General features: G+C 73.1%; 19 protein-coding genes. 10 read left to right on the top strand and 9 right to left on the bottom strand.

Annotated elements, in window-relative coordinates; genetic code table 11:
* Positions 1-27: 27 nt before the first annotated feature.
* Positions 28-630: a J domain-containing protein gene (locus JMJ55_RS08800; RefSeq protein WP_202825159.1), complete on the bottom strand. Its 603-nt coding sequence runs from the start codon at positions 628-630 to the stop codon at positions 28-30.
* 95 nt (positions 631-725) lie between these two features.
* Here JMJ55_RS08800 and JMJ55_RS08795 point away from each other — a divergent pair, with 95 nt between their 5' ends.
* From JMJ55_RS08795 to JMJ55_RS08785, 3 genes are read left to right on the top strand one after another with little or no spacing between them, the layout of a single operon-like run.
* Positions 726-1010, top strand: coding sequence for a BolA family protein (locus tag JMJ55_RS08795; RefSeq protein WP_202825158.1), 285 nt, complete (start codon positions 726-728; stop codon positions 1008-1010).
* Positions 1011-1069: 59 nt separating this feature from the next.
* Positions 1070-1288, top strand: a complete 219-nt coding sequence (locus JMJ55_RS08790) for a DUF3126 family protein (RefSeq protein WP_202825157.1) — start codon at positions 1070-1072, stop codon at positions 1286-1288.
* A 31-nt stretch (positions 1289-1319) separates the two neighbouring features.
* Positions 1320-1583 (top strand): hypothetical protein, encoded by a 264-nt coding sequence (locus JMJ55_RS08785; protein ID WP_202825156.1) that lies wholly within the window; start codon positions 1320-1322, stop codon positions 1581-1583.
* A 1-nt stretch (position 1584) separates the two neighbouring features.
* Here JMJ55_RS08785 and bcp read toward each other — a convergent pair whose 3' ends face one another.
* Both bcp and JMJ55_RS08775 read right to left on the bottom strand, forming a co-directional pair.
* Positions 1585-2058 carry a thioredoxin-dependent thiol peroxidase gene (gene bcp, locus JMJ55_RS08780; protein WP_202825155.1) on the bottom strand — a complete coding sequence of 158 codons (474 nt, stop codon included), beginning with the start codon at positions 2056-2058 and terminating at the stop codon, positions 1585-1587.
* A complete protein-coding gene (locus JMJ55_RS08775; RefSeq protein WP_202825154.1) occupies positions 2055-5012 on the bottom strand; it encodes a bifunctional [glutamine synthetase] adenylyltransferase/[glutamine synthetase]-adenylyl-L-tyrosine phosphorylase in 2958 nt (985 codons plus the stop codon). The genes bcp and JMJ55_RS08775 overlap by 4 nt, the downstream gene beginning before the upstream one ends.
* A gap of 23 nt (positions 5013-5035) precedes the next feature.
* On the opposite strand from JMJ55_RS08775, the gene JMJ55_RS08770 reads away from it, so the two are divergent.
* Positions 5036-8713: a YhdP family protein gene (locus tag JMJ55_RS08770; protein WP_202825153.1), complete on the top strand. Its 3678-nt coding sequence runs from the start codon at positions 5036-5038 to the stop codon at positions 8711-8713.
* 5 nt (positions 8714-8718) lie between these two features.
* On the opposite strand, the gene JMJ55_RS08765 is transcribed toward JMJ55_RS08770, so the two are convergent.
* Positions 8719-10263 carry a sensor domain-containing diguanylate cyclase gene (locus JMJ55_RS08765; protein WP_202825152.1) on the bottom strand — a complete coding sequence of 515 codons (1545 nt, stop codon included), beginning with the start codon at positions 10261-10263 and terminating at the stop codon, positions 8719-8721.
* Positions 10264-10349: 86 nt separating this feature from the next.
* The gene (tyrS, locus tag JMJ55_RS08760; protein ID WP_202825151.1) at positions 10350-11585 is read right to left on the bottom strand and encodes a tyrosine--tRNA ligase; all 1236 of its coding nucleotides are present in this window, start codon (positions 11583-11585) and stop codon (positions 10350-10352) included.
* Between the two features lie 50 nt (positions 11586-11635).
* Here tyrS and JMJ55_RS08755 point away from each other — a divergent pair, with 50 nt between their 5' ends.
* The 3 genes from JMJ55_RS08755 to JMJ55_RS08745 all read left to right on the top strand — a co-directional run bounded on the left by JMJ55_RS08755 (position 11636) and on the right by JMJ55_RS08745 (position 15090).
* Positions 11636-12778: an anhydro-N-acetylmuramic acid kinase gene (locus JMJ55_RS08755; RefSeq protein ID WP_202825150.1), complete on the top strand. Its 1143-nt coding sequence runs from the start codon at positions 11636-11638 to the stop codon at positions 12776-12778.
* 96 nt (positions 12779-12874) lie between these two features.
* Positions 12875-14701: an MHYT domain-containing protein gene (locus JMJ55_RS08750; RefSeq protein ID WP_202825149.1), complete on the top strand. Its 1827-nt coding sequence runs from the start codon at positions 12875-12877 to the stop codon at positions 14699-14701.
* Complete coding sequence (locus tag JMJ55_RS08745) at positions 14698-15090, top strand: response regulator (RefSeq protein ID WP_202825148.1); 393 nt, start codon at positions 14698-14700, stop codon at positions 15088-15090. Before JMJ55_RS08750 ends, JMJ55_RS08745 begins: the two co-directional genes overlap by 4 nt.
* Before the next feature lie 10 nt (positions 15091-15100).
* Here JMJ55_RS08745 and JMJ55_RS08740 read toward each other — a convergent pair whose 3' ends face one another.
* Together JMJ55_RS08740 and JMJ55_RS08735 are read right to left on the bottom strand one after the other, a co-directional pair.
* Positions 15101-16663, bottom strand: a complete 1563-nt coding sequence (locus tag JMJ55_RS08740; RefSeq protein ID WP_202825147.1) for a glycosyltransferase family 39 protein — start codon at positions 16661-16663, stop codon at positions 15101-15103.
* A gap of 102 nt (positions 16664-16765) precedes the next feature.
* Complete coding sequence (locus JMJ55_RS08735; protein WP_202825146.1) at positions 16766-17341, bottom strand: DUF2889 domain-containing protein; 576 nt, start codon at positions 17339-17341, stop codon at positions 16766-16768.
* Between the two features lie 169 nt (positions 17342-17510).
* On the opposite strand from JMJ55_RS08735, the gene JMJ55_RS08730 reads away from it, so the two are divergent.
* The 3 genes from JMJ55_RS08730 to JMJ55_RS08720 are packed head-to-tail and all read left to right on the top strand — an operon-like array spanning position 17511 to position 19903.
* Complete coding sequence (locus JMJ55_RS08730; RefSeq protein ID WP_202825145.1) at positions 17511-18398, top strand: cation diffusion facilitator family transporter; 888 nt, start codon at positions 17511-17513, stop codon at positions 18396-18398.
* 32 nt (positions 18399-18430) lie between these two features.
* Positions 18431-19330: an energy transducer TonB gene (locus JMJ55_RS08725; RefSeq protein ID WP_202825144.1), complete on the top strand. Its 900-nt coding sequence runs from the start codon at positions 18431-18433 to the stop codon at positions 19328-19330.
* A gap of 12 nt (positions 19331-19342) precedes the next feature.
* The gene (locus JMJ55_RS08720) at positions 19343-19903 is read left to right on the top strand and encodes a cob(I)yrinic acid a,c-diamide adenosyltransferase (RefSeq protein WP_202825143.1); all 561 of its coding nucleotides are present in this window, start codon (positions 19343-19345) and stop codon (positions 19901-19903) included.
* Between the two features lies 1 nt (position 19904).
* Here JMJ55_RS08720 and JMJ55_RS08715 read toward each other — a convergent pair whose 3' ends face one another.
* Complete coding sequence (locus JMJ55_RS08715; protein WP_202825142.1) at positions 19905-20450, bottom strand: cytochrome b; 546 nt, start codon at positions 20448-20450, stop codon at positions 19905-19907.
* Complete coding sequence (locus tag JMJ55_RS08710) at positions 20447-21499, bottom strand: catalase family peroxidase (RefSeq protein WP_202825141.1); 1053 nt, start codon at positions 21497-21499, stop codon at positions 20447-20449. Before JMJ55_RS08710 ends, JMJ55_RS08715 begins: the two co-directional genes overlap by 4 nt.
* Positions 21500-21604 lie beyond the last annotated feature (105 nt).

Raw genomic sequence — 21604 nt, 5'->3', positions numbered from 1 at the left:
GCAGGCTACCCGCCTCGGGGCGAATTCCTAGCCTGGGGCGGCGGCCGCTTCCGCGGCCAGGCCGGACTGGCCGGCCCGCTGGCGCAACAGGCTATAGGCGCGGTTCACATCCTTCAGACGGTCCTCCGCGCCGCGGTCGCCGCCATTCACATCCGGGTGGAGCTGCTTCGCCAGCTCATGGTAGCGCGCCCTGAGGGTTCCCTGGTCGAGCGGCCACTCAAGGCCCAGAACGTCGAGCGCGGCCCGCAGTTCGGGCGGGGCCTTCGGCTTTGCTTCGGCCGGCCGGGTCCGCCGCGCATGCAGCGGCGTCGTATAGAGCAGGCCGAGCGGATCGCGCAGGAATTCCGGGTCGAAGCGCTGGCTGCCGCCGAGCCGGCCGAGCGGCCAGGTCGGCCGCTGCCAGGAGGTGTCGTGCCGGAGATTGGCCTCGATCTCGTTCGGGCCCATGCCTTTGTAATAATCCCAGGAGGCGTTGTACTCCCGGACATGCGGCAGGCAGAACCAGCGGTATTCGTTGAGGCTGGTGCGGGATTTCGGGGCCCGGTATTCGCCCGGGTCGGCGCAGCCCGGGGCGTCGCAGGGACGGGACGGGCTCTGGGGTTCGGGTTTGGCTCCACGGCGGGGGGGCATCGGCCAGTTATGGGCGTCCCCCTGCGCCTCTGCAAGCCGAGCGGGACCTGGGGAATGACTTGGCAGGGACCGCGGATCAGGGGCATGAACGCGCCATGCAGACCCGCGCCAGCCGCATCCAAGCCGCCCTCGACGCCGCCTTCCCCGGTTCCCGGATCGAGATCGAGGACGACAGCCACCGCCATGCCGGCCATGCCGGCGCCCAGCCGGGGGGCGAGACGCATTACAGCGTCCTGATGGTCAGCCCGGCCTTCGCCGGGATGGGCCGGCTCGCCCGGTCGCGCGCCGTCCATGCCGCGCTGGCGGCGGAATTCGAGGGCGGGATGCATGCCCTCGCGCTCCGGCTGCTGGCGCCGGAGGAGGCCGGACCAAAAGGGTAGCCCTGCGGCGCCCTGCGGGTTATGCCTCCGCGCTCCCGCAAGTTTCAGGATCAAGACCCATGACCCCAGCCGAACTCGCCGCGGTGCAGGCGCATCTTCGCCGGCTGCTGGGCAACGACCGGATCAAGCTCAGCACCCCGCAGCGCAAGAACGCCTCGGTCGAGCTCTTCGTCGGCTCGGAATTCGTCGGCACCGTCCACCGCGACACCGAGGATGGCGAGGTCTCCTACGCCATCCAGATCGTCGTGCTGGCCGAGGATCTGTCCCAGATCAACTGAACCCGCACCCATCCTGCGCATTGAGGCGGGCATGAGCGACAGCGCCCCCCCGCCCGCCTCCCCGCGGCTCGAAGCCATCCAATGCCCGCATTGCGATGAGGTGACGATGCCGAACCGGCTGCCGGATGGCAGCACGGTCTGCTCCTGCACCGCCGAGCGGGCGATCCCGGCCGGGCCGGGCGAGGAGCCGCTGGCGGCGCCGATGGACACCGCCCAGGAAAAGCGCGGTCCTCTGCCCGAGGACCACGGCCAGTTCGGCGAGGATATCGCGACCGAGGACTACAAGCGGATGTAGGCTAGAGGGCAGCGGCCGCCCTCAGCACCTCGGCCGCATGCGCCTCCGGCTTCACCTTGCGCCAGATGCGGGCGATGGTGCCGTCGGCGGCGACGAGGAAGCTGCTCCGCTCCATCCCCATGTATTTCTTGCCGTACATGGATTTCTCGACCCAGGTGCCATAGGCCTCGGCCACCTTGTGGTCGACATCCGAGGCGAGCGGGAATTCCAGGCCGAATTTCTGGGCGAATTTCTCGATCGGCGGGATCTTGTCCGGGCTCACCCCGATCACCGTCAGGCCGAGCTTGCCAAGCTGCGGCAGCGCTTCCTGGATGCCGCAGGCCTGCTTGGTGCAGCCGGGCGTATCCGCCTTCGGATAGAAATAGAGAAGGAAGGGCCCTCCCTTCAGCCCATCCAGGCTGACGGTCCGCCCGCCGCTCGCCGGCATGCTGAACTCCGGGGCCGGCTGCCCCTCCGCTGGTCCCGTCTCGCTCATGCTGTGCCCCCCAGGCTGCCGACCCGCCGCTCGAAGATCGCGCGGACCGTTCCGGCCACGTCCTGCATCTGAGCGCGCAGCGCGGGGAGGTCAACCGGGGCCGGGTCGAGCAGCGGCGCCGCGACGCGCAGCAGCGCCGCCGCGCCCGGCGCCGGCAGGTTGGCCTCCCGCGACTTGCCGATGGTCAGCCGCACCAAGCCGATGATGGTCCGCCACAGCCGGTCGGCCGCGATCAGCGCCGCCGCTTCCTCCCGCGGCAGCATCCCGTATTGGCCGAGCCGGGCAAGGGCGGTGCGGGTGGTGGTCGCCAGGATGCGGGGCTCGGCCGGCGCATGGGCCAGTTGCAGGGCCTGGGCGATGAACTCCACCTCGATCAACCCGCCCGGCATCGCCTTCACGTCCCAGGGACCCTCGGAGGGCAGCTCCCGCAGCATCCGCGCCCGCATGGCGGTGGCATCGGCCAGCGCCACCTCGGCGGCGCCCGGCTTCAGGATCGCGGCGCGCAGCACCTCATTGATGCGACGCTTCAGCGCCGGCGGCCCGGCCACCGGCCGCGCCCGGGTCAGCGCCATCCGCTCCCAGGTCCAGGCATTCTCCCGGTGATATTGCTCCAGCGAGGCGAGGCGGATCGCCACCGGTCCCTTATTGCCCGAGGGGCGGAGCCGCATATCCACCTCCCAGAGCCGTCCCTCGGCCCCGGGCGCGGTGATGGCGCCCACCACCTGCGGCGCCAGGCGGATGAAATACTCGGAGGGCGCCAGGGCCTTCCGCCCGCCGCTGCTCTCGGTCGCCTCCGGGTCGTGGTCATAGACCAGGACCAGGTCGAGATCGGAGCCGGGCAGCATCTCCCGGCCCCCCAGCTTGCCGAAGGCGACGACGGCCAGCGCCCCGCCGGGCACCCGGCCATAGCGTTCGGCGAAATCGGCGGCGACGCGGGGCAGCAGCGCGGCGATGGCGGCATCGGCCAGATCCGCCCGCAGCTCCCCGGCGGTGTCGGCATCGAGCTGGCCTTCCAGCGCCGCCGCATCGATCTCGAATTTCCGCTCCGTCGCCAGGCGCCGCGCCGCCTCCAGCGCTTCCTCGAGGTGGCGGGCATCCTTCACCAGCGCCGGCAGGCCGGCCGCCGGATCGGCCGCGGCGGGGGAAAGGCTGCCGGCCAGCAGCCCGTCCAGCGCCGCCGCGTTGTGTGCCAGATGGTTCGCAAGCTGCGGCGCCGCGCCGAGGATCCCCGCCACCCGGTCGAGCAGCGCCGGGTTGCGGCGGAACAGGCTGAGCATCTGCACGCCGGCCTGCAGGCGGGAGAGCATGCCGTCGAACCGCGCCAGCGCCTGGTCGGGATGCGGCTGGCGGGCGAAGGCGGCGAGCAAGGTCGGCACCAGCTCGGTCAGCAGCTCCCGCGCCCGCTCGCTGCGGGTGGCGCGCGGCCGGCCATGGTGCCAGGACCGGATCATGGCGGCGACGGAAGATGGGTCGGCGAAGCCCAGCCGCTTCAGCGTGGCGAGCGTCGCCGGATCATCCTCCACCCCGGTGAAGACCAGGTTGCCCTGCGCCTCGGGCAGGGAGAGGGAGGGGGCGGTCTCGAAGAAATTGCCGTAGTGGCGCTCCACCCGCTCCAAATGGCCGAGGAAGGCAGCGGCGAAACCCTCGAAGCTGTCGAAGCCCATGAAGGAGGCGATGCGGGCGAGGCCGGTCGCATCCTCCGGCAGCCTGTGCGTCTGCCGGTCTGCCACCATCTGCAACCGGTGCTCCAGATTCCGCAGGAAGACATAGGCATCGGCGAGGTCGGCGGCCGCCCGCCGCTCGATCCGCCCCGCCGCCGCCAGCGCCGCCAGCGCGCCGAGCGTGGTCGGGTCGCGCAGCCCGGGATCGCGCCCGCCCCAGATCAATTGCAGCACCTGGGCGGTGAACTCGATTTCGCGGATGCCGCCGCGGCCGAGCTTCACGTCATGCCCGGCCAGCGCCTCCGGCGTCGGGATGGTGGCGCCGGCGCCCTTGGTGCCCTTATGCGCGTGGATCTGCCGCTTGATCGAATGGATGTCGGTGACGGCGGCGAAATCCAGGTGGCGGCGCCAGACGAAGGGCCGGATCTCGCGCAGGAAATGCTCGCCGAGCGCCCGGTCGCCGGCCACCGGCCGCGCCTTGATCATGGCGGCGCGTTCCCAGTTCTGGCCCATGCTCTCGTAGTAGACGATGGCGGCATTGACCGAGACGGCGAGCGGCGTCGCCGCCGGATCCGGGCGGAGGCGGAGATCGGTTCGGAAGACATAGCCCTCGGCCGTCCGCTCCTCGAGCAATCGCACGAGGTCGCGGGCGAGCCGGACATAGGCGGCGCCCGCCCGGTCGCTGTGATAGGTTGCCGCCTCCGGGTCGTACAGCACCATGAGGTCCACATCGGAGGAGTAGTTCAGCTCCCGCCCGCCCAGCTTGCCCATGCCGAGCAGGATGAGGCCGCTGCCGGTGGCGGGCGACTTGGCACTGATCTTCAGCTCCCCGCGCGTCGCGGCGGCCAGCAGCAGGTGGTTGCAGGCGAAGTCGATCGTCTGCTCGGCGACGGTCGAGAGCGCACCGGTGACCTGGTCGAGGCTCCAGAGCCCGGCGATATCGGCCGCGGCGGCGATCAGCGCCGCCTGCCGCTTCGCCTGCCGCAGCAGCACCCCCACCGCCTCCCGCGCCGCCGCCGGATCGGCGCGGCCGAGCGGGTCGAGGGCGAGGGCGAAGGCCTCGTCCGGCCCGCGCTCCGCCAGGCGCAGCAGCGCCGGGGCTTCCCGCACCGCCAGATCCGCGAGATAGGAACTGTGCCCGCCCAGCGCGCCGAGCAGCGCCGCGCCCTCGGCGCTGGCGGCGAAGGCGCGGGCGGCGGCGTCGCGCTCGCCGAAGCGTTCGAGCAGCCGGGCGGCGGCCTCGGAGTCGAAGGGACGGGGCAGGTGGTCCGAGGCGATCCTCGGTTCGGTCATGGCCATGATAGGGGAGGGAAGGCGTGACCGAGGCCGAAGGTCAAGCGCGGCGGCGCTGGCGCTGGCTCGGCCCCTTCGGCCATGCCTGCATGGCCACGCTGTTGGTGCTGGCGCTCGCCCTCGGTGGCCTCGCCTGGCGGCTGGCCGAGGCGCCGCTCGAGATTCCCTTCCTGGCGCGGCAGATCGAGGCCGGGGTGAATACCCGGCCGGATGGCCCGCGCCTGTCGATCGGCCGCGCCGCCATCGCCTGGGAGGGGTTCCGCGGCGGCACCGCCGCGCCGCTCGACATCCGGCTGGAAGGGGTGCGGCTGGCCACGCAGGCGGGCGGGCCGCAGCTCGAATTGCCGGATGCGGCGGCGACGCTCTCGCTCCGTGCGCTGCTGCGCGGCACCCTGGCGCCGGCGACCATCAGCCTGCGCGGGCTGGAGGTGCAGGCAATCCTCGCCCCGGATGGCGGAATCGGCCTCGATTTCGGCGGGGGAGGGGATGAGGAGTCCCTCGCCCTGCTGAACGACCTCATGCGTCCGGCCTCGGATCGCAGCCCGGCCGCCGCGCTGCGGCGCCTGCGCCTCATCGATGGGCGGCTGAACCTGACCGAAGCGGCGACCGGCCGGCGCTGGAGCCTGGAGGCGACACAACTCGATCTCCGCCGCGCCGAGGCCGGCGGGGTGCAGGGCGAGGGCTCGGCGGTGTTCCGCTCCGGCGCGGTTGTGGTGCCGGTGCGGCTGGAAGGCCGGGCGGAGGGGACGCCGCCCCGCTTCAGCGCGGCGATGAGCCTGCCCGCCCTGCGCCCATCGGAACTTGCCACCGTCTGGCCGCCGCTCGCGCCGCTCGGCCTGCTGGATGCGCCGGTGGCGCTGCGGGCGGGGGCGGAATTCGATGCCGCCGGCCAGCCGCAGCATGTCGAGGCGCGGCTGACCGCCGGCGCCGGCGCCTTCGATCTCGGTCCGCAGGAGGGCCGGCCGCGCCGCCTGCCCTTCGCCGGCCTCGCCATCGCCGCCACCATCCTCGGCCAGGATGTGGAGCTGCGCGAGGCGCGCATGCAGCTGCCCGGCAATGGCGGCGCGCCGGGCCCGTCGCTCGATGTCACCGGCCGGCTGACCCGGAGGGGCGATGGCTGGGCGGTCGCCCTCGACCTTGGCGCCGAGCCGATCGAGGCGCGCGACCTGCCGCGCTACTGGCCCGAGGGGCTGGCGCCCGAGGCCCGTGCCGCCGCGCTCGGTTCCCTCCCGGCCGGGCTTCTGCGCGATGCCCGCCTCACGGCCCGCGCCCGGCTGCCGGAAGCCCTCGACGGCTTGCAGCTGGAGGAGGCGCATCTCGGCCTCGCCGCCACCGGCGCGGTCTTCGATCTCGGCCGCAACCGGCGGATCGCGGCCGAGGGCGCCGAGATCGCCCTCTCCCTCACGCCCGACCGGCTGCGGCTGGACCGCATCCGGCTCCGCCTGCCGCGCGCCTCCCGCCCCAGGGGCCCGGTGATCGAGGCCAAGGGGGCGGCCGAGCGCCGGGACGGGATCTGGCGCGGGGCGCTCGATCTCGGGATCGATGCGGTCGCCTTCGCCGACCTGCCCGGCTACTGGCCGCGCGGCCTCGGCAGTCCGACGGGCGGCGAGCGGGACTGGATCACCCGCAACATCACCACCGGCGAGATCCGCAACGGGCGCTGGCATGTCGAGGCCGAGGCGCCGGCCGAGGCGCTGGACTCGCTGCGGGTCACCGCCCTCTCCGGCACGGCCGAGGCGAGCGATGCGACGGTCCATTGGCTGCGCCCGGTGCCGCCGGCCACCGGCGTCGCCGGCACGGCGGAATTCTCCCTCACCGAGATCACGCTGCGCGCCCGTGGCGGAAGGCAGGGCGTCGTGGAAGGCGGTCGCGCCGGGCTCGACCTGCGCGAGGGGGTGGTGCGCTTCTTCAATCTCGACGGCGATCCGGGCAATGCCGACATCCAGCTCCAGGTCGCGGGACCGCTGGCCGATGCGGTGACCCTGCTGAAGCATCCCCGGCTGAAGCTGTTCGAGCGCCGGCCGCTGACCCTCCAGGTCGCCGAGGGACAGGCGGATGCGCGGCTCTCCATCGCCTTCCCGCTGCTCGATGATCTTCCGGTGGAGGAGCTGAAGATCAAGGCCAGCGCCCGCGTGACAGAGGCGCGGCTGCCCGGCATCCTGCTCGACCGCGACCTCGACCGCGCCGGCTTCGACCTGACCGTCGATACCGATGCCCTCAAGGCCTCCGGCCAGGCGCTGCTGCTGGGCTCTCCCGTGAAGCTGGCAGTGGAACTCGATTTCCGCCGCGGCCCGGCGACGCAGGTGGTGGAGCGGGCGACGCTGACCGGGCGGCTGGATGCGAAGCAGGTGGCGTTGCTCGGCTTCGACGCGACCCGGGTGCTGGAAGGCCCGGTGGCGGTGGAGGCGCGCAGCGAGCGGCGGCGGAATGGCGGGGGCCAGGTGGCGCTGCGCGGCGACCTGACCGATGCCCGGCTTGGGCTGGAGGCGCTGAACTGGGCCAAGCAGCCCGGCACGGCCGGCACCGCCGAGGCGACGCTCCGCATCCAGGGCGACTCCCTGGTGGCGGTCGAGGGGTTCCGGGTGGAGGCGCTGGAGCTCTCGCTGCGCGGCAATGCCCGCTTCGGCCGCGCCTCCCGGCTTGAGCGGGTGGAGTTCACCGAGAGCCTGTTCGGCGGCTCCCGCTTCATCGGCGAGGTGCGGCCGCCAGAGCGGGGCGGCGCGCCCTGGTCCATCGGGCTGCGCGGCCCCCTGCTCGATCTGCGGCCGGTGCTCGGGCCGGCCGGCCATGCCGAGGGCGGCGGCGCCCGGCCATCGCAGCCGGGCCCCGCGAGCGCGGAAAGCGGCCCGCCGATCCTGCTCGACCTCCGCTTCGACCGGGTGACGATGGGCGAGGAGCGGGACCTGCTCGGCCTCCAGGCCCGTGGCCGCACCGATGCCCGCGGGGTGCTGCGCGAGGCGCGCGCCACCGGGCGGACCGCCGGCAGCGGCATGGCGCCGCGGCCGGCGCCCTTCGAGTTCAGCCTGACGCCACGCGGCGAGCAGCGCCTGCTGCGCCTGGCCGCCGAGGATGGCGGCGCGCTGCTGCATGCGCTCGACCTGGTCAATGTCATCCAGGGCGGGCGGCTCAGCGTGAGTGCGAGCTATGCCGAGGCGCGGCCGGGCGCGCCGCTCTCCGGCACTGCCGAGCTGGAGGGCTTCGTGCTGCGCGACGCGCCGGCGGCGGCGAAGCTGCTGCAGGCGATGACGCTCTACGGGGTGGTGGAGGCGATGCGGGGCGGGCGGGGGATGGTGTTCAGCCGCCTCGTCGCGCCCTTCACCCTGACGCCGGAGGCGCTGGTCCTGGCCGATGCCCGGGCCTTCTCCGCCTCGCTCGGCGTCACCGCCAAGGGGCGCATCCTGCGCGAGCGGGCGGTGGCCGAGATCGAGGGCACCATCGTCCCGGCCTATGTCTTCAACACCCTGCTCGGCAACCTGCCGCTGGTCGGGCGGCTGTTCAGCCCGGAGGCCGGGGGCGGGGTCTTCGCCGCCACCTACCGGGTGCAGGGGCCGCTGGCCGATCCGGCGGTGGTGGTGAACCCGCTGGCGGCGCTGACGCCGGGCTTCCTGCGCGGGCTGTTCGGCCTGTTCGAGAATGGGCGGGAGGCCACGGCCAACCGCCCGACGGAACCCTGGGACGGCCGTGGGCCGCCGCCGCGGTAAGAGGGCTAGTCCCCCGCCGAAACCTCGACCCGGTTCCGCCCCTTGCCCTTGGCGGCATAGACGGCCTGGTCGGCCCGACGCAGCAGATCCTCCAGCGACCGGTCGCGCGGGGCGCAGGCGGTGACGCCGAAGCTGGCGCTGAGGCGGATGCCGCCCGCCACCGCCACATAGCCGATCGCCTGGCGCATCCGCTCGGCCACCTCGCGCGCGCCGGCCAGGGTCACGCCCGGCAGGATGATGGCGAATTCCTCGCCGCCCAGGCGGAACAGCATGTCCTGCTCGCGCAGCGTATTGCGGCAGGTCTCGGCGATGGCGCGCAGCGCCGTATCCCCCGCCTCATGCCCCGCCGTGTCGTTCAGCCGCTTGAAATGGTCGAGGTCGAGCAGCACCAGGGCGAAGGGCGCGCCCTCGGTCCAGGCCAGGTCGAAGGCGGCGCGGCCGGCGCCGGTGAAGTGGCGGCGGTTGCCGGCGCCGGTCAGCGGGTCGGTCAGCGCCTCCCGCGTCAGGTGTTCGGTGCGGGCCATGGCCCGGGCCAGGCTGCCGCGCGCCTCGGCCAGCCGCGCCCGCGCTTCGCGCCCCTCGCTGGTCAGGGCGATCAGCGTCAGCGCATCCATGGCGAAGAGCACGGTCATCAGCCCGACCGATTGCAGCGGGTTGTAGACGCTCGGGCCGTGGAAGGGGCCCTCGCCCAGCACCGTGCCGACGGTCGCCGCGATGCAGATGGCGGTCAGCAGCGTATAGGCGGCGCGCAGCGAGATGCGCAGCGTGATCCAGGACAGCGGCACGGTCAGCAGGAAGACCGCATCCGGCCGCACCAGCCGCCCGACGCCCGGCACGGCGAAGAGCAGGGCCGCCGCGGCCACCATGCCCAGCAACACCAGCCGGTCCAGCCGCGAGGGCGGCCGCTCGGCCGAGACGGTGCTGTGTTCGATGCCGAGCCAGAGCAGCAGGGCCGGAGCGAAGAAGAAGGTCCCGCCACTGTCGCAGAGCCACCAGGCGCAGAAGGTCGCATAGGCCTTGGCCAGGGTCATCGGATGCGCCAGCGCCAGCGCCAGGGTGCCGCCCGCCGCGGTGAGCGCCGCATGCAGCAGCACCCCGCCCAGGATGAAGCCGAGCACGCCGATGAAGCGGGTGAACAGCCCGGTCACCGGGCGCATCGCCCGCGTCACCTGGATGCCCGCCCAGGGGCCGAGCGCGTTGGACAGCGAGATCAGCGCCGCGACCGGCAGCGGCGTCTCGAAGACGATGGCGTTGACGACCAGAGAGCCGAGGAAGATGCCCGGCAGCAGCGTTGCGCCCCCGACCATGCAGGCGATGCAGGCAATGCCGGCCGGCAGCCAGATCGGCGCCGGGAACAGGCCATAGGCGCCGAAGAACCGCCCGACCACGGTGCCGAGCCCGGCATAGAGCAGGGCGACCAGCAGGTTGGCGAGGACCAGGCGGGTGGTGCCGCCGGTCGTCAGCCAGGGCAGGGCCCAGGGGTTCGGGCGCCGTATCGGGCCCGCCGCCAGCCCGAATTCGGGCTGCGACGCAGATTGGGCCAGGGACATGGAGGCTGTGCTACTACCGCCGGATTGAAATCACCGGCAGCCTACGACAACCCCCCGTTGCGCTCAAGCAAAACGCCCCCTGGCGGTCAACCGTTCCGGACCAGAATATGTCGCTTGCGGCCGAGCGAGAGCTTGGCGGCGCCATCGCGCAGATCCCCGGGCCCCACCTCGCGCAGCGGGTCGGCCACTGGCTCGTCATTCAGCCGGATGCCGGATTGCGCGACCAGGCGCCGGCCCTCACCCTTGCTCTTCACGAAATCCGCCGCCAGCAGCAGGTCGAGCAGCGGCGCGGGCAGGGGGGCGGTGATGCTCGGCAGGGTGGCGGCGGTGGCGCCTTCCTCGAAGGTGCGCCGCGCCGTCTCGGCCGCCGCCTCGGCCGCGGCGCGGCCATGCAGCAGCGCCGTCGCCTCGGTCGCCAGAACCTTCTTCGCCTCGTTCACCTCCGAGCCCTGGAGGGCGCCGAGCCGCCGCACCTCCTCCATCGGCAGCTCGGTGAAGAGGCCGAGGAAGCGGCCGACATCGGCATCCTCGGTGTTCCGCCAGTATTGCCAATACTCGTAGGGGGCGAGCTTCTCGGCATTCAGCCAGACGGCACCGGAGGCGGTCTTGCCCATCTTGGCGCCGGAGGCGGTGGTCAGCAGCGGCGTCGTCACGCCGAAGGCCTCGGCCGCATCCATGCGGCGGCAAAGCTCGACGCCCATGACGATGTTGCCCCACTGATCCGACCCGCCCATCTGCATCGTGACGCCGTAGCGCCGGCGCAGCTCGGCGAAGTCGTAGGCCTGCAGCAGCATGTAGTTGAATTCGAGGAAGGAGAGATTCTGCTCGCGGTCCAGCCGCAGCCGGACGCTGTCCATGCTCAGCATCCGGTTGACCGAGAAATGCCGGCCCACATCGCGCAGGAAGGGCAGGTAGAGCAGCCGGTCCAGCCATTCGGCATTGTCGAGCATGATCGCATCCGACGCCCCCTCGCCGAAGCGGAGGAAGGGCTCGAACGCCTTCCGGATGCCGGCCTTGTTGCGCTCGATCGCCGCCTCGTCCAGCAGCGGCCGGGCCTCGTCGCGGAAGGAGGGATCGCCGACCTTGGTCGTGCCGCCGCCCATCAGCACCACCGGCCGGTGGCCGCAGCGCTGCATCAGCCGCAGCAGCATGATCTGCATCAGGCTGCCGACATGCAGGCTGTCCGCGGTGCAGTCGAAGCCGATATAGCCCGCAACCACCCCCTCCCGCAGCCGCGCATCCAGCGAGGCCGGGTCGGTGACCTGATGAATGTAGCCGCGCTCCGACGCCTCGCGCAGGAAGTCGCTCTGGAAGGGGGTCATGCGTCGCTTCGGGCTTGTGGACGGGGGCGCCCCCGTAGCACAGGACCGGGATGCTTAGAACCATCGGGCTGATGAGCGGCACCTCCCTCGACGGGGTGGATGCCGCCTGGGTGGAGACGGATGGCGAGGCGATCGGCCGGATCGGCCCGGCCCTGACCCTGCCCTATCCGCCGGCGCTGCGCGGCGACCTCCGCCGCCTGCTCGACCTCGCCCCCGGCCTGCTGTCGGGGGACCCCTTCCTCGCCGCCTGCGTCGAGCGGCTCACCCGGCACCATGCCGAGGCGGTGGAGCGGCTGCGTGACCTGACGCCGGAGGGGGTGGACCTGATCGGCTTCCATGGCCAAACCATCCTGCACCGCCCCGCCCCCGCCCGGCCGGGCCGCAACGCCACCCGGGCCGATCAGGGCCTCTCGCCGCCCGGCTTCACCTGGCAGGTCGGCGATGCCCGGCTGCTGGCGGGGCTCACGGGGGTTTCGGTCGCGCATGACTTCCGCAGCGCGGATGTCGCCGCCGGGGGGCAGGGCGCGCCGCTGGTGCCGGTGGTGCATGCCGCCCTCGCCGCGGCGCTGCCCAAGCCGCTGGCGGTGCTCAATCTCGGCGGGGTCGGCAATGTCACCTGGATCGGTGTGGATGGCGGCCTGATCGCCTTCGATACCGGCCCGGCCAATGGCCCGATCGATGACTGGGTCCGTGCCAGCGCCGGGCTCGATTACGACGAGAATGGCCGGCTGGCCCTGGCCGGCCGGCCGGATGAGGCGATGCTGGCCCGGCTGCTGGAGCATCCCTATCTGGCGGCGCCGCCGCCCAAATCCCTCGACCGGCTGGATTTCACCCGCGCCATCGCCGCGGCCGGCCTTGGTCGCCTCTCGCCCGCGGATGGCGCCGCGACGCTCGCCGCCTTCTGTGCCCGCTGCGTCGCCGCCGCGCTGCGGCACCTGCCGGCACCGCCGCGGCAATGGCTGGTCGGCGGAGGCGGAAGGCGCAATCCGGCGATCATGCAGGCGCTCGCTGCCGCCCTGCCGCAGCCGGTGCATCCGGCCGAGAGCGCCGGCTGGGACGGGGATGCGCTGGAGGCCCTGGCCTTCGGCGTGCTGGCGGCCCGCACCGTCCGCCGGCTGCCGCTGACCTTCCCCGGCACCACCGGCGTCGCGGCGCCGCTGCCGGGCGGCCGGCTGACCGGCGCCCTCCTGTGAGATCCACCATTTTGCGGCTTGTCGGGTTGCCCTCTCGCAATCCGATAGTAGGAATGTCTAAAGTCTCGTTTCAGGCCAACAACGCCGGACCTTTTGATGCATCACGTCCATGGGACGCATAATCCGGTCCTCGTCGCGCTCTCGATCCTGATCGCTGTCCTGGGCTCCTGGACGGCTCTCGATCTGCTTCGTCGGGTGCGGGCCAATTCCGGTTCCGTGCGGCTCTGGTGGCTGCTCGGCGCGGCGGTGGCCACCGGCGGCGCCATCTGGTCGATGCATTTCATCGCCATGCTGGCCTATGAGCTCGGCCTGCCCATCCGCTACGACATCGACCTGACTATCCTGTCGATGCTGCTGGCGATCGGCGCGACCGGGGCCGGCCTCGCCACCGTGAGCGGGTCGCGGCAGGCGCCGGCAGGCTGGCGCATCGGCCTGGCGAGCCTCGCCATGGGCTCCGGCATCTGTCTCATGCATTACATGGGCATGGCGGCGATGCGGCTCGGCGCCACGCCATCCTACGACCGTGGCCTGGTCGCGGCCTCGGCCCTGATCGCGGTCGGCGCCTCGGCCTTCGCCCTGCTGCTCGCCCTGCGCGAGAGGTCGCTGCCGGCCCGGGCGCTCGGCGCGCTGGCCCTCGGCCTCGCCATCACCGGCATGCACTACACCGCCATGGCCGCGGTCGATTTCCTGCCGCTGCCGGGGCAGGGCGCGGCAGATACCGCCGGTCTCCCGGTTCAGGCACTGGCGCTCGGCGTCGCCGGCTGCACCCTGCTGCTGCTGGCCCTCGCCCTGGTCGCCGCCATGGTGGACCGGCGGATCGAGCGCATGGCGCTGCGCGAGGCCGAGGCGCTGCGCAACAGCGAGGAGCGGCTGCGGACGGTGCTCGAGCGCCTGCCGGTCGGCGTCCTGGTTGGCGAGCCGGCCAGCGGCCGCATCCTGTTTGCCAATCCCGAGGCCGAGCGCATCCTCGGCCTGCGGCCGGAGCGGCTGGATCTGCCCTGGGACCGCGCCGGCCGGGTCACGCGCGAGCAGCTTCTCCATCGCCGCCCCGACGGTGCCGCCCGCTACCTCGAACTCAGCATCGCCGCCCTCGAAGCCGGGCCGGACGGGCTGGCGATCGCCAGCTTCGAGGATGTCACCGCCCGGGTCATGGCGGAGCAGGCGCTGCGCCGGGCCCAGCGGCTGGATGCGATGGGCCAGCTCACGGGCGGCGTCGCGCATGATTTCAACAACCTGCTGATGGTGGTCTCCGGCAATCTGCAATTGCTCATGCGTCGCACTCAGGACGAGGTGCTGCTGCGCTTCGCCCGCAGCGCGGCCGAGGCGGTGCGCCGTGGCTCCGACGTCACCCGCCGGCTGCTGGCCTTCGCGCGGGAACAGCCGCTGCGCCCGGCGCCGCTGGCGCTGGGTGAGCTGCTGCCGGATTTCGTCGAGAATGTCCTGCTGCGGACGCTCGGCGGCCGGGTGCGGATCGAGACCACGCTGCCGGCCGGCCTCTGGCCGGTGCTGGCCGATCGCGACGAGCTGGAGGCGGCGGTGCTGAACCTGGCCATCAATAGCCGCGACGCCATGCCGGAGGGCGGGCGGCTGACCCTCGCCGCCGCCAATATTCCCGCCGGCGGCCTGCCGGGGCGGGTGCGCGGCCTGCCGCAGGGCGACTACGTGGCGCTGACCCTGGCCGATACCGGCCATGGCATGCCGGAGGAGGTGCTGGCCCGCGCCTTCGAGCCCTTTTTCACCACCAAGCCGGTCGGCCGCGGCTCCGGCCTCGGCCTCGCCCAGGTCTATGGCTTCGCCGCGCAATCCGGCGGCACCGCGACGGTGGAGAGCCGGCCGGGCGAGGGAACGCGCGTGACCCTCTGGCTGCCGCGGGCGCGGGGCGCGGATGAAGCCGGGCCACGCCCCGCCGAGCAGGTGGCATGACCGCGATTCCAGCCGCCCGGGCGGGGGAGCCCGATGGCCGCCCCCTGGCCGGCCGCCGCGTCCTCGTCGTCGATGACGAGCCGATGATCCGCGAGATCCTGGCCGAATACTGCGCTGCGCTCGGCATGGCGGTGCTGGAGGCGGAGGATGGCGAGTCCGGCCTCCGCCAGGTGGAGGCGCATCCGGCGATCGAGGTGCTGGTGACCGATGTGCGGATGCCCGGGCTCGATGGGCCGGCGCTGGTGGAACGCGCCCTGGCGCTGCGGCCGGCGCTGAAGGTGATCTTCGTCACCGGCTACAGCACCTATCGCAGCGAGGACTGGCCGATCCTGCGCAAGCCCTTCGACCTGGAGCGGCTGGAGGAGGCGCTGGCGCAGGCGCTGGGTTAGGTCGGACGGGTCAATCCCCGGCCCACCCCAGCAGCGCCAGCCGCGCCCGGCCGCGTTCCACCGTCGGCGCATGGCCGGGCACCGCCTGCATGGCCGCTGCCCCGAAGGCGTCCCAGTCCTGCTGCTTCAGCACCAGCCAGACCCGCCGGCCGGACTGCACGGCCTCAGCCAGCGCCTCGGTCGCGATCGGCTGCGGCCGCGGCACCCCGGCGGGGAGGAAGAGCAGCTGGAATTCCTTCGACCCCGCCGGCCGCCAGCGATGCTGCTGCACCCCGCGATCCAGGTAGAAGGCGAGGCCGCGCAGATTGGTCTCCGGCCCGATCGCCACCAGATCGCCCGGCGCCAGCCGTGGCGCGAGATCGGCTGCCAGCCCGCGCCAATCCTCCTTGGTGTCGATGCTGCGGACATAGACGCCTTCCAGCCCCACGCCCCAGGCGACCAGCAGCAGCGCCAGGAAGCCGCCGCGCAGCAGCGCCGGCTGCGGCGCCGCCAGGGCCAGCGCCGCCAGGATGCAGAAGGGCACGCCGACCCAGACCGCGATGCGCGGGATGAAGAAGGGCGAGGCGATGAGGCTCGCCAGGATGGTGGAGACGAGGAACAGCGCCGCCGGCGCCGCCAGCAGCAGCCAGGCCATGCCGCCCAGCCGGCTCCGCAGCAGCAGCGCCAGGAACAGCACCGCCACCCCGCCGGCCAGCAGGCTGGCCTGGCGGAACAGCGTCAGCGGCGTCGAGGGATCGACCAGCAGGCTGCCCAGCGCATTCAGCAGGTTCACAGCATCCGGCCGCGGCACCCAGACGATGTCGAAGCGCCCGGACTGGTCCAGGATCACCAGGATCTCCGGCACCGAGAGCAGCACCGCCAGCGCATTGACGCCGAGGAAGCCGAGGATGGCGCGCCGCTCCGCCCGGACCAGCAGCAGGCCGCAGAGGCAGCAGGCCGACAGTCCGGCCAGGGTGAAGGCCGAAGTCGCATGGGCATAGACCAGCAGCACCGCCATCAGCCCATAGAGGGCGAGCGGCCAAGCCAGGTTCGGCCGCGCCAGCGCGGCGCGGCGGACCAGCAGGATCGCGGCGAGGCAGGCCAGGGCATAGAGCAGCGGCAGCAGGGCATAGGCCCGCGCCTCCTGCGCGTAGTGGACCTGCATCGGCATCAGCGCGAAGAGCGCGGCGGCCAGCAGCGCCGTCGACGGCCGGGCGAATTGCCGGGCGATGGCATAGACGGCCGGGATGGCGGCGACCGAGAGCAGGGCGGAGAAGCCGCGCACCGCGAATTCGCTCCCGCCGAAGACCGCGACCCAGGGCTTCAGCAGGGCGTAGTACAGCGCCGGCGTCGTCTCCAGCCAGAGCCCTTCGGTCCAGATGAAGCGGTAGCTGTTCTCGACCCAGAGCACGCTGAACAGCTCGTCGCTCCAGTAGGAGGCGGCGCCGATATGGATCAGCCGCACCAGCAGGCCGAGCAGCATGATGCCGAGCAACAGGGCCAGGGCCCCCCGTTCGGCCAGCCCTTCCTGTTCCTCGGCCATTCGGCGCCCACTGAAGGTCGCGCCGCCGGCGATATAGGCGTAGCGGGTCATTCCGGATTCCCACCCAAGCACACTCGCCATCCTGCCTAACGGGGATGCGCCGGCCTGACCCTAAACTTGGGCGTGAGGGGTGCTTACGCTTGCGTCACCACCCTATTCCGCCGCTGCGTCGCCCAGCCAGGGCCAGCGGGCGAGGCTGACGGGGCTGTCCGGCGCATAGGCGATGCAGCTCCCGAGCAGGGCCGGCGGCTTGCGGCGCTCCCCCGCGGGCTGCCGCGCCGCCTCCTCCCGCTCGCGCCGGGCGCGGATCGGGTAGAGGGTCTGGTAGGCAACCGTCGCCATCTGCCCCAGCATCTCCCGCAGATGGGTGCAGCCGGCGACGCCGCCGACCCTCTCCTGCACGGCCTTGTTGAAGCCGGGCCCGATCCGGAGCCCGGCGAGGCGGCTGAAATTCGGCGCCGCGCCCGGGCATTGCTCATAGGGGGTGTGGTCGGAGGCGGCCTCGCAGGCCACGATCTCCATATCCTCGCGGATCGTCAGCCGCAGCCAGAGCCCGTGCAAAGGCTGGCCGGGCTGGACCCAGCCGCGGGCGGCATTCTCGAAGGGATGCGCCTTGGTGTCCTCGAGATGCCCCTCGATGTCGTAGAGCCCGTCCTCCCGCCGGTAGCCATGGATCTCGATGACGCGGCGGTGCAGGTCTTCGCGCGGGGCAGGGGTGGAAAGGGGCATGGGCGCGGTTCCGTGGTGCAGTGCGGCACGATGCCACGGACCGGGCCCCCTGGACTAGATAGCAGGCTACCGGAGAGGGGCTTGCCCCCCCGCCGCCGCTCGGGCCACAACACGCCCGTTCCGGAGCCCCCTATTTGGCCACCACCCCACCCGCCCCGCGGAGCCCGCGATGACGCGGACCATCCGCCTTGCCATCGGCAGCGTCATCCTCGCCGCGGCGGTGCTCGCCCTGAAGCTGGTGGCCTGGGGGCTGACCGGCAGCGTTGCGCTGCTGGCCGATGCGCTGGAGAGCGTGGTGAATGTCGCCGCCGCCCTGGCGGCGCTGGTCGCGGTCCATTACGCCGCCATGCCGGCGGATGCGAACCACCCCTATGGCCATACCAAGGCCGAGTATTTCTCGGCCGTGCTGGAAGGGGCGCTGATCGTCATCGCCGCTGTCGCCATCCTGCATCAGGCCTGGGGCGCGGTCTGGGCGCCGCGGGCGCCGGACCAGCCCGCCCTCGGCCTGATGGTCTCGGCCGCGGCGACGGCGCTGAATGCCGGCTGGGCGGCGATCCTCACCCGCCAGGGGCGGCGCGCCCGCTCCCCGGCGCTGCTGGCCGATGCGCGGCATCTGCTCGCCGATGTCGTCACCTCGCTCGGCGTGCTGGTGGGGGTGGGGCTGGTCGCGCTCACCGGAAGGCTCTGGCTGGATCCGCTGCTGGCGGGGCTGACGGCGCTGAACATCCTCTGGTCCGGCGGCCGGCTGGTGCGGGAGAGCGTCGGCGGGCTGATGGACGAGGCAGTGGAGCCCGGCCTGCTGGCCCGCATCCGCACCGCCGTCGCCGAGAATGGCAGCGGCGCGATCGAGGCGCATGACCTCCGCACCCGCCATGCCGGGCAGCTCACCTTCATCGAATTCCACCTGGTCGTGCCGGGGATGATGACGGTGGAGTCCGCGCACGACATCTGCGACCGGATCGAGGCCGCGCTGCGGGCCGAGATCGAGGGCGCGACGATCACCATCCATGTCGAGCCGGAGGGCAAGGCCAAGCATCGGGGCGTGCTGGTCCTGTGAGGGCGGCGCCGCGCGGGCTGCCGCCCCGTTTCTTGCCCCCCTGGGCCCCTGGGGCGTCGCTGGCCCTGCATGGCCTGGCCCTGGCGGCGGTGCTGGTGCTGCTGCGCCGCCCCCCGCCGCCGCCGGGGCCGGCCGAGCAATCCGTCCAGGTGGTCTGGCAGGAGCAGACCGGCGAGGCTCCGGAGGCGCCGGCACCGCCGGCCGAGGCCCCGGCACCGCCTGCCCCGCCCGAGGCCGCCGCCCCGCCGCCACCCCCGCCGCCAACGGCTGCACCGCCGCCACCGCCCGCGGCCCCGGCGCCGCCGGTGCTCGCTGCCCTGCTGCCACCTCCGCCGCCCGACCGACCGGCCGAGGTCACCCTGCCCCCGCCGCAGGAGGCCCCGCCACCCCCGCCGGCACCCCCGGCCGAGGCGCCGCCCCAGGAGGCGCCGGCACCGACCCCGCCGGCCGAGGCGCCGCCGGAGGAGCGGGAGGAGCCGCTCCCGCTGCCGCCCCCGCCGCCGCCACCTCCCCAGCCGCCCCGCGGCCGGCCCGCCGCCGCTCCGCGTGCCGCGCCGCCCAGCGAGGCGCCGCCGGCCGCCCAGGCCGCGGCACCCGCCGGTGCCGCTGCGCCGCAGCCCCCGACCACTGGCGCCGCCCCGGCCCTCGGGGCCGTCACCCCGCCCGGCCTCGCCGAGGGCATCCGCAATCCGGAACCGGAATACCCCGATAGCAGCCGCCAGCGCGGCGAGCAGGGCGTGGTCACCGTCCTGCTGCGCATCACCTCCTATGGCAGCGTCGAGGCGGCCGAGGTGCTCCGCAGCTCGGGCTATGAGGCGCTGGATGCGGCGGCGCGTCAGGCGGTGCTGCGCTGGCGCTTCCGCCCGGCGATGCGCGATGGCGTGCCCATCTCCGGCACCATCCGCACCGCCATCCATTTCAACCTGCGCTGAGGACACCGCCGCATGGTCAAGCTCGACGTCATCACCACCCGCGGCGGCGATGCCGGGGAAACCTCGCTCGGCGACGGGACCCGCATCCGCAAGGACGCGCTGCGGATCGAGGCGATCGGCACGGTGGACGAGGCCAATGCGGTGCTCGGCCTGCTCCGCCTGCATACTGCGGCGGAAGCGGAGCCGGACGCGATCCTGGCCCGCGTCCAGAACGACCTCTTCGATCTCGGCGCCGATCTCTGCGTGCCGGGCGAGGCCGGCGACCGGCTGCGCCTCGCCGCCGCGCAATCGGCCCGGCTGGAGGCAGAGATCGCGGCGCTGAACGCCACCCTGCCGGCGCTGCGCAGCTTCGTCCTGCCGGGCGGCACGCCGGGCGCGGCCATGGCGCATCTGGCACGCACCGTGGCGCGGCGGGCGGAGCGGCAGGTGGTGGCGCTCGGCGCGGAGGAGGCGGTGAACCCGGAGGCGGTGCGCTACCTGAACCGCCTATCGGACCTGCTCTTCGTCCTCTCCCGCCGGCTGAACGGGAATGGCGCCGGGGACGTGCTCTGGACCCCCGGCGCCACGCGCTAACCTAATTCAGCGCCCTGTCCGGCACCGGCGCCATCGCGCCGAATACCCCGTCGCGCCGCACCAGCCCATGGAAGAGCGCGGCGCCGAGATGCGCGAGGATCACCGCGAAGAAGGCATAGCCGAGCAGCCCATGCGCCTGCCGCAGCAGGGCATAGAGCCCGGTATCCTGCGGCAGGATCGGCGGCAGGCGCAGCCCGGGCGAGAGCTGGATCGGATAGCCCTCGGCCGAGAGCATGGCCCAGCCCAGCAGCGGCATGGCGATCATCAGCGCATAGAGCACGATATGCGACAGATGCGCCGCCAGCCGCATCGGCTCCGGCAGGTCGGCCGGCAGCGGCGGCGCGCCACGGCGCAGCCGGAGCCCCAGCCGCAGCAGGGCCAAGACCAGGATGGCGATGCCGAGCGGCTTGTGGATGGAGACCAGCGGCAGGGTGCGCGCCGATATGGTCGAGACCATGCCGACGCCGATGAAGAGCATCGCCAGGATGCAGACGGCCATCGCCCAGTGCAGCAGGCGCTGGAGCGGGCTGAAGCGCGCGCCGCTCATGGCCGGCCTCCCGCCGCGGTGCGGGGATATTGCGCGGCCTCCGCCGCCCGCCGCTCATAACTGAGCGCATAGGCCGAGGAGCGCGCGGCGGGGAAGGGATCTGCCGAGACGCGCATGCCCTCGGGCAGCACCGTCGGGTCGTAGTTGATGTCGCGGCAGGGGCCGTCCGGCTCCGCCTGGATCGCCTGCACGGTCAGGGTGCCGACATCGATGCGCCGCCGTCCCTCCGGCCAGGCCTTGCTCGGATCGGCCACCGGGTCGCCCGGCTCGGCCACCATCACCTCCATGGTCCAGCGCAGCGGCCCGGCGGCGAGGCGAGCCTTGACCTCCTCATCAAGGAAATCCGGCGCCCGTCCGGCGAGCTGTTCCGGCGGCACGGGCACCGGCTGCGCCTCCGGCCGCATGGACCAGCGGACGACATGCTCCCCGCCCGAGGCATCGGTGAAGATGAAGGCGTTGAGGCCGTTGTAGCGTTCCTCGGCATAGCTGCCGGTCCAGGGCGCGCTGCGGGCCCAGGCGCCGAAGGCGGCGATCTCGGGATGCGCCGCGGCGAAGCCCGCCATGGCGCCCGGCTCCCGGCTCGCCGAGGCCTGGAGCAGGGCATAGAAGGCCTCGGGCGTCGCCACCGGGAAGACCGGCGCGGTGATCATGGCGGTGCGCCATTCCGACCCGTCGGGTGCGGCGATGCGCAGGCTCAGCCCACGCACGCGGGCCTTGGCATCGGGCTCCGCGAGATCGGCACCGCTCAGGTTGAAGCGGCCGATGACGGGGTAGGACCCGGCCGCCAGGACCCGTGCGCGCGACAGGGCGGCGCCGGCGCCATTGGCCTCGAAGCTGCCGGTGAAGCAGATTCCCCTGACATGGTTCCGCCTTCGGCCCGGCGCCGGCCCTCCCGGCGGGCTCAGCCCGGCCAGCACCCGCTCGCGCGACAGCCGCTCCGGCGAGAGCCAGCCTGCCGTATAGGCGAAGGCCGCCGCACTGCCGCCCAGGACGGCCGCGATGACGATGAGGGAACCCAGGGGAAATCGTTGCGCGGGGGATGGCGGCACCAGTCAAGACCTTCCTATCGATCCGGCGGGCGGCCATCCGCCCCCGGTCGGAGTGTCTTCGCCGGATGCCCGTCGCCGGATACTCCGCCTCGGACTCCTTCGGAC

This window comes from Belnapia mucosa (genome assembly GCF_016775475.1).
GTDB lineage: Bacteria > Pseudomonadota > Alphaproteobacteria > Acetobacterales > Acetobacteraceae > Belnapia > Belnapia mucosa.
The sequence above is the reverse complement of the archived record's forward strand: the minus strand, read 5'-3'. Positions and strand labels throughout refer to the sequence as shown.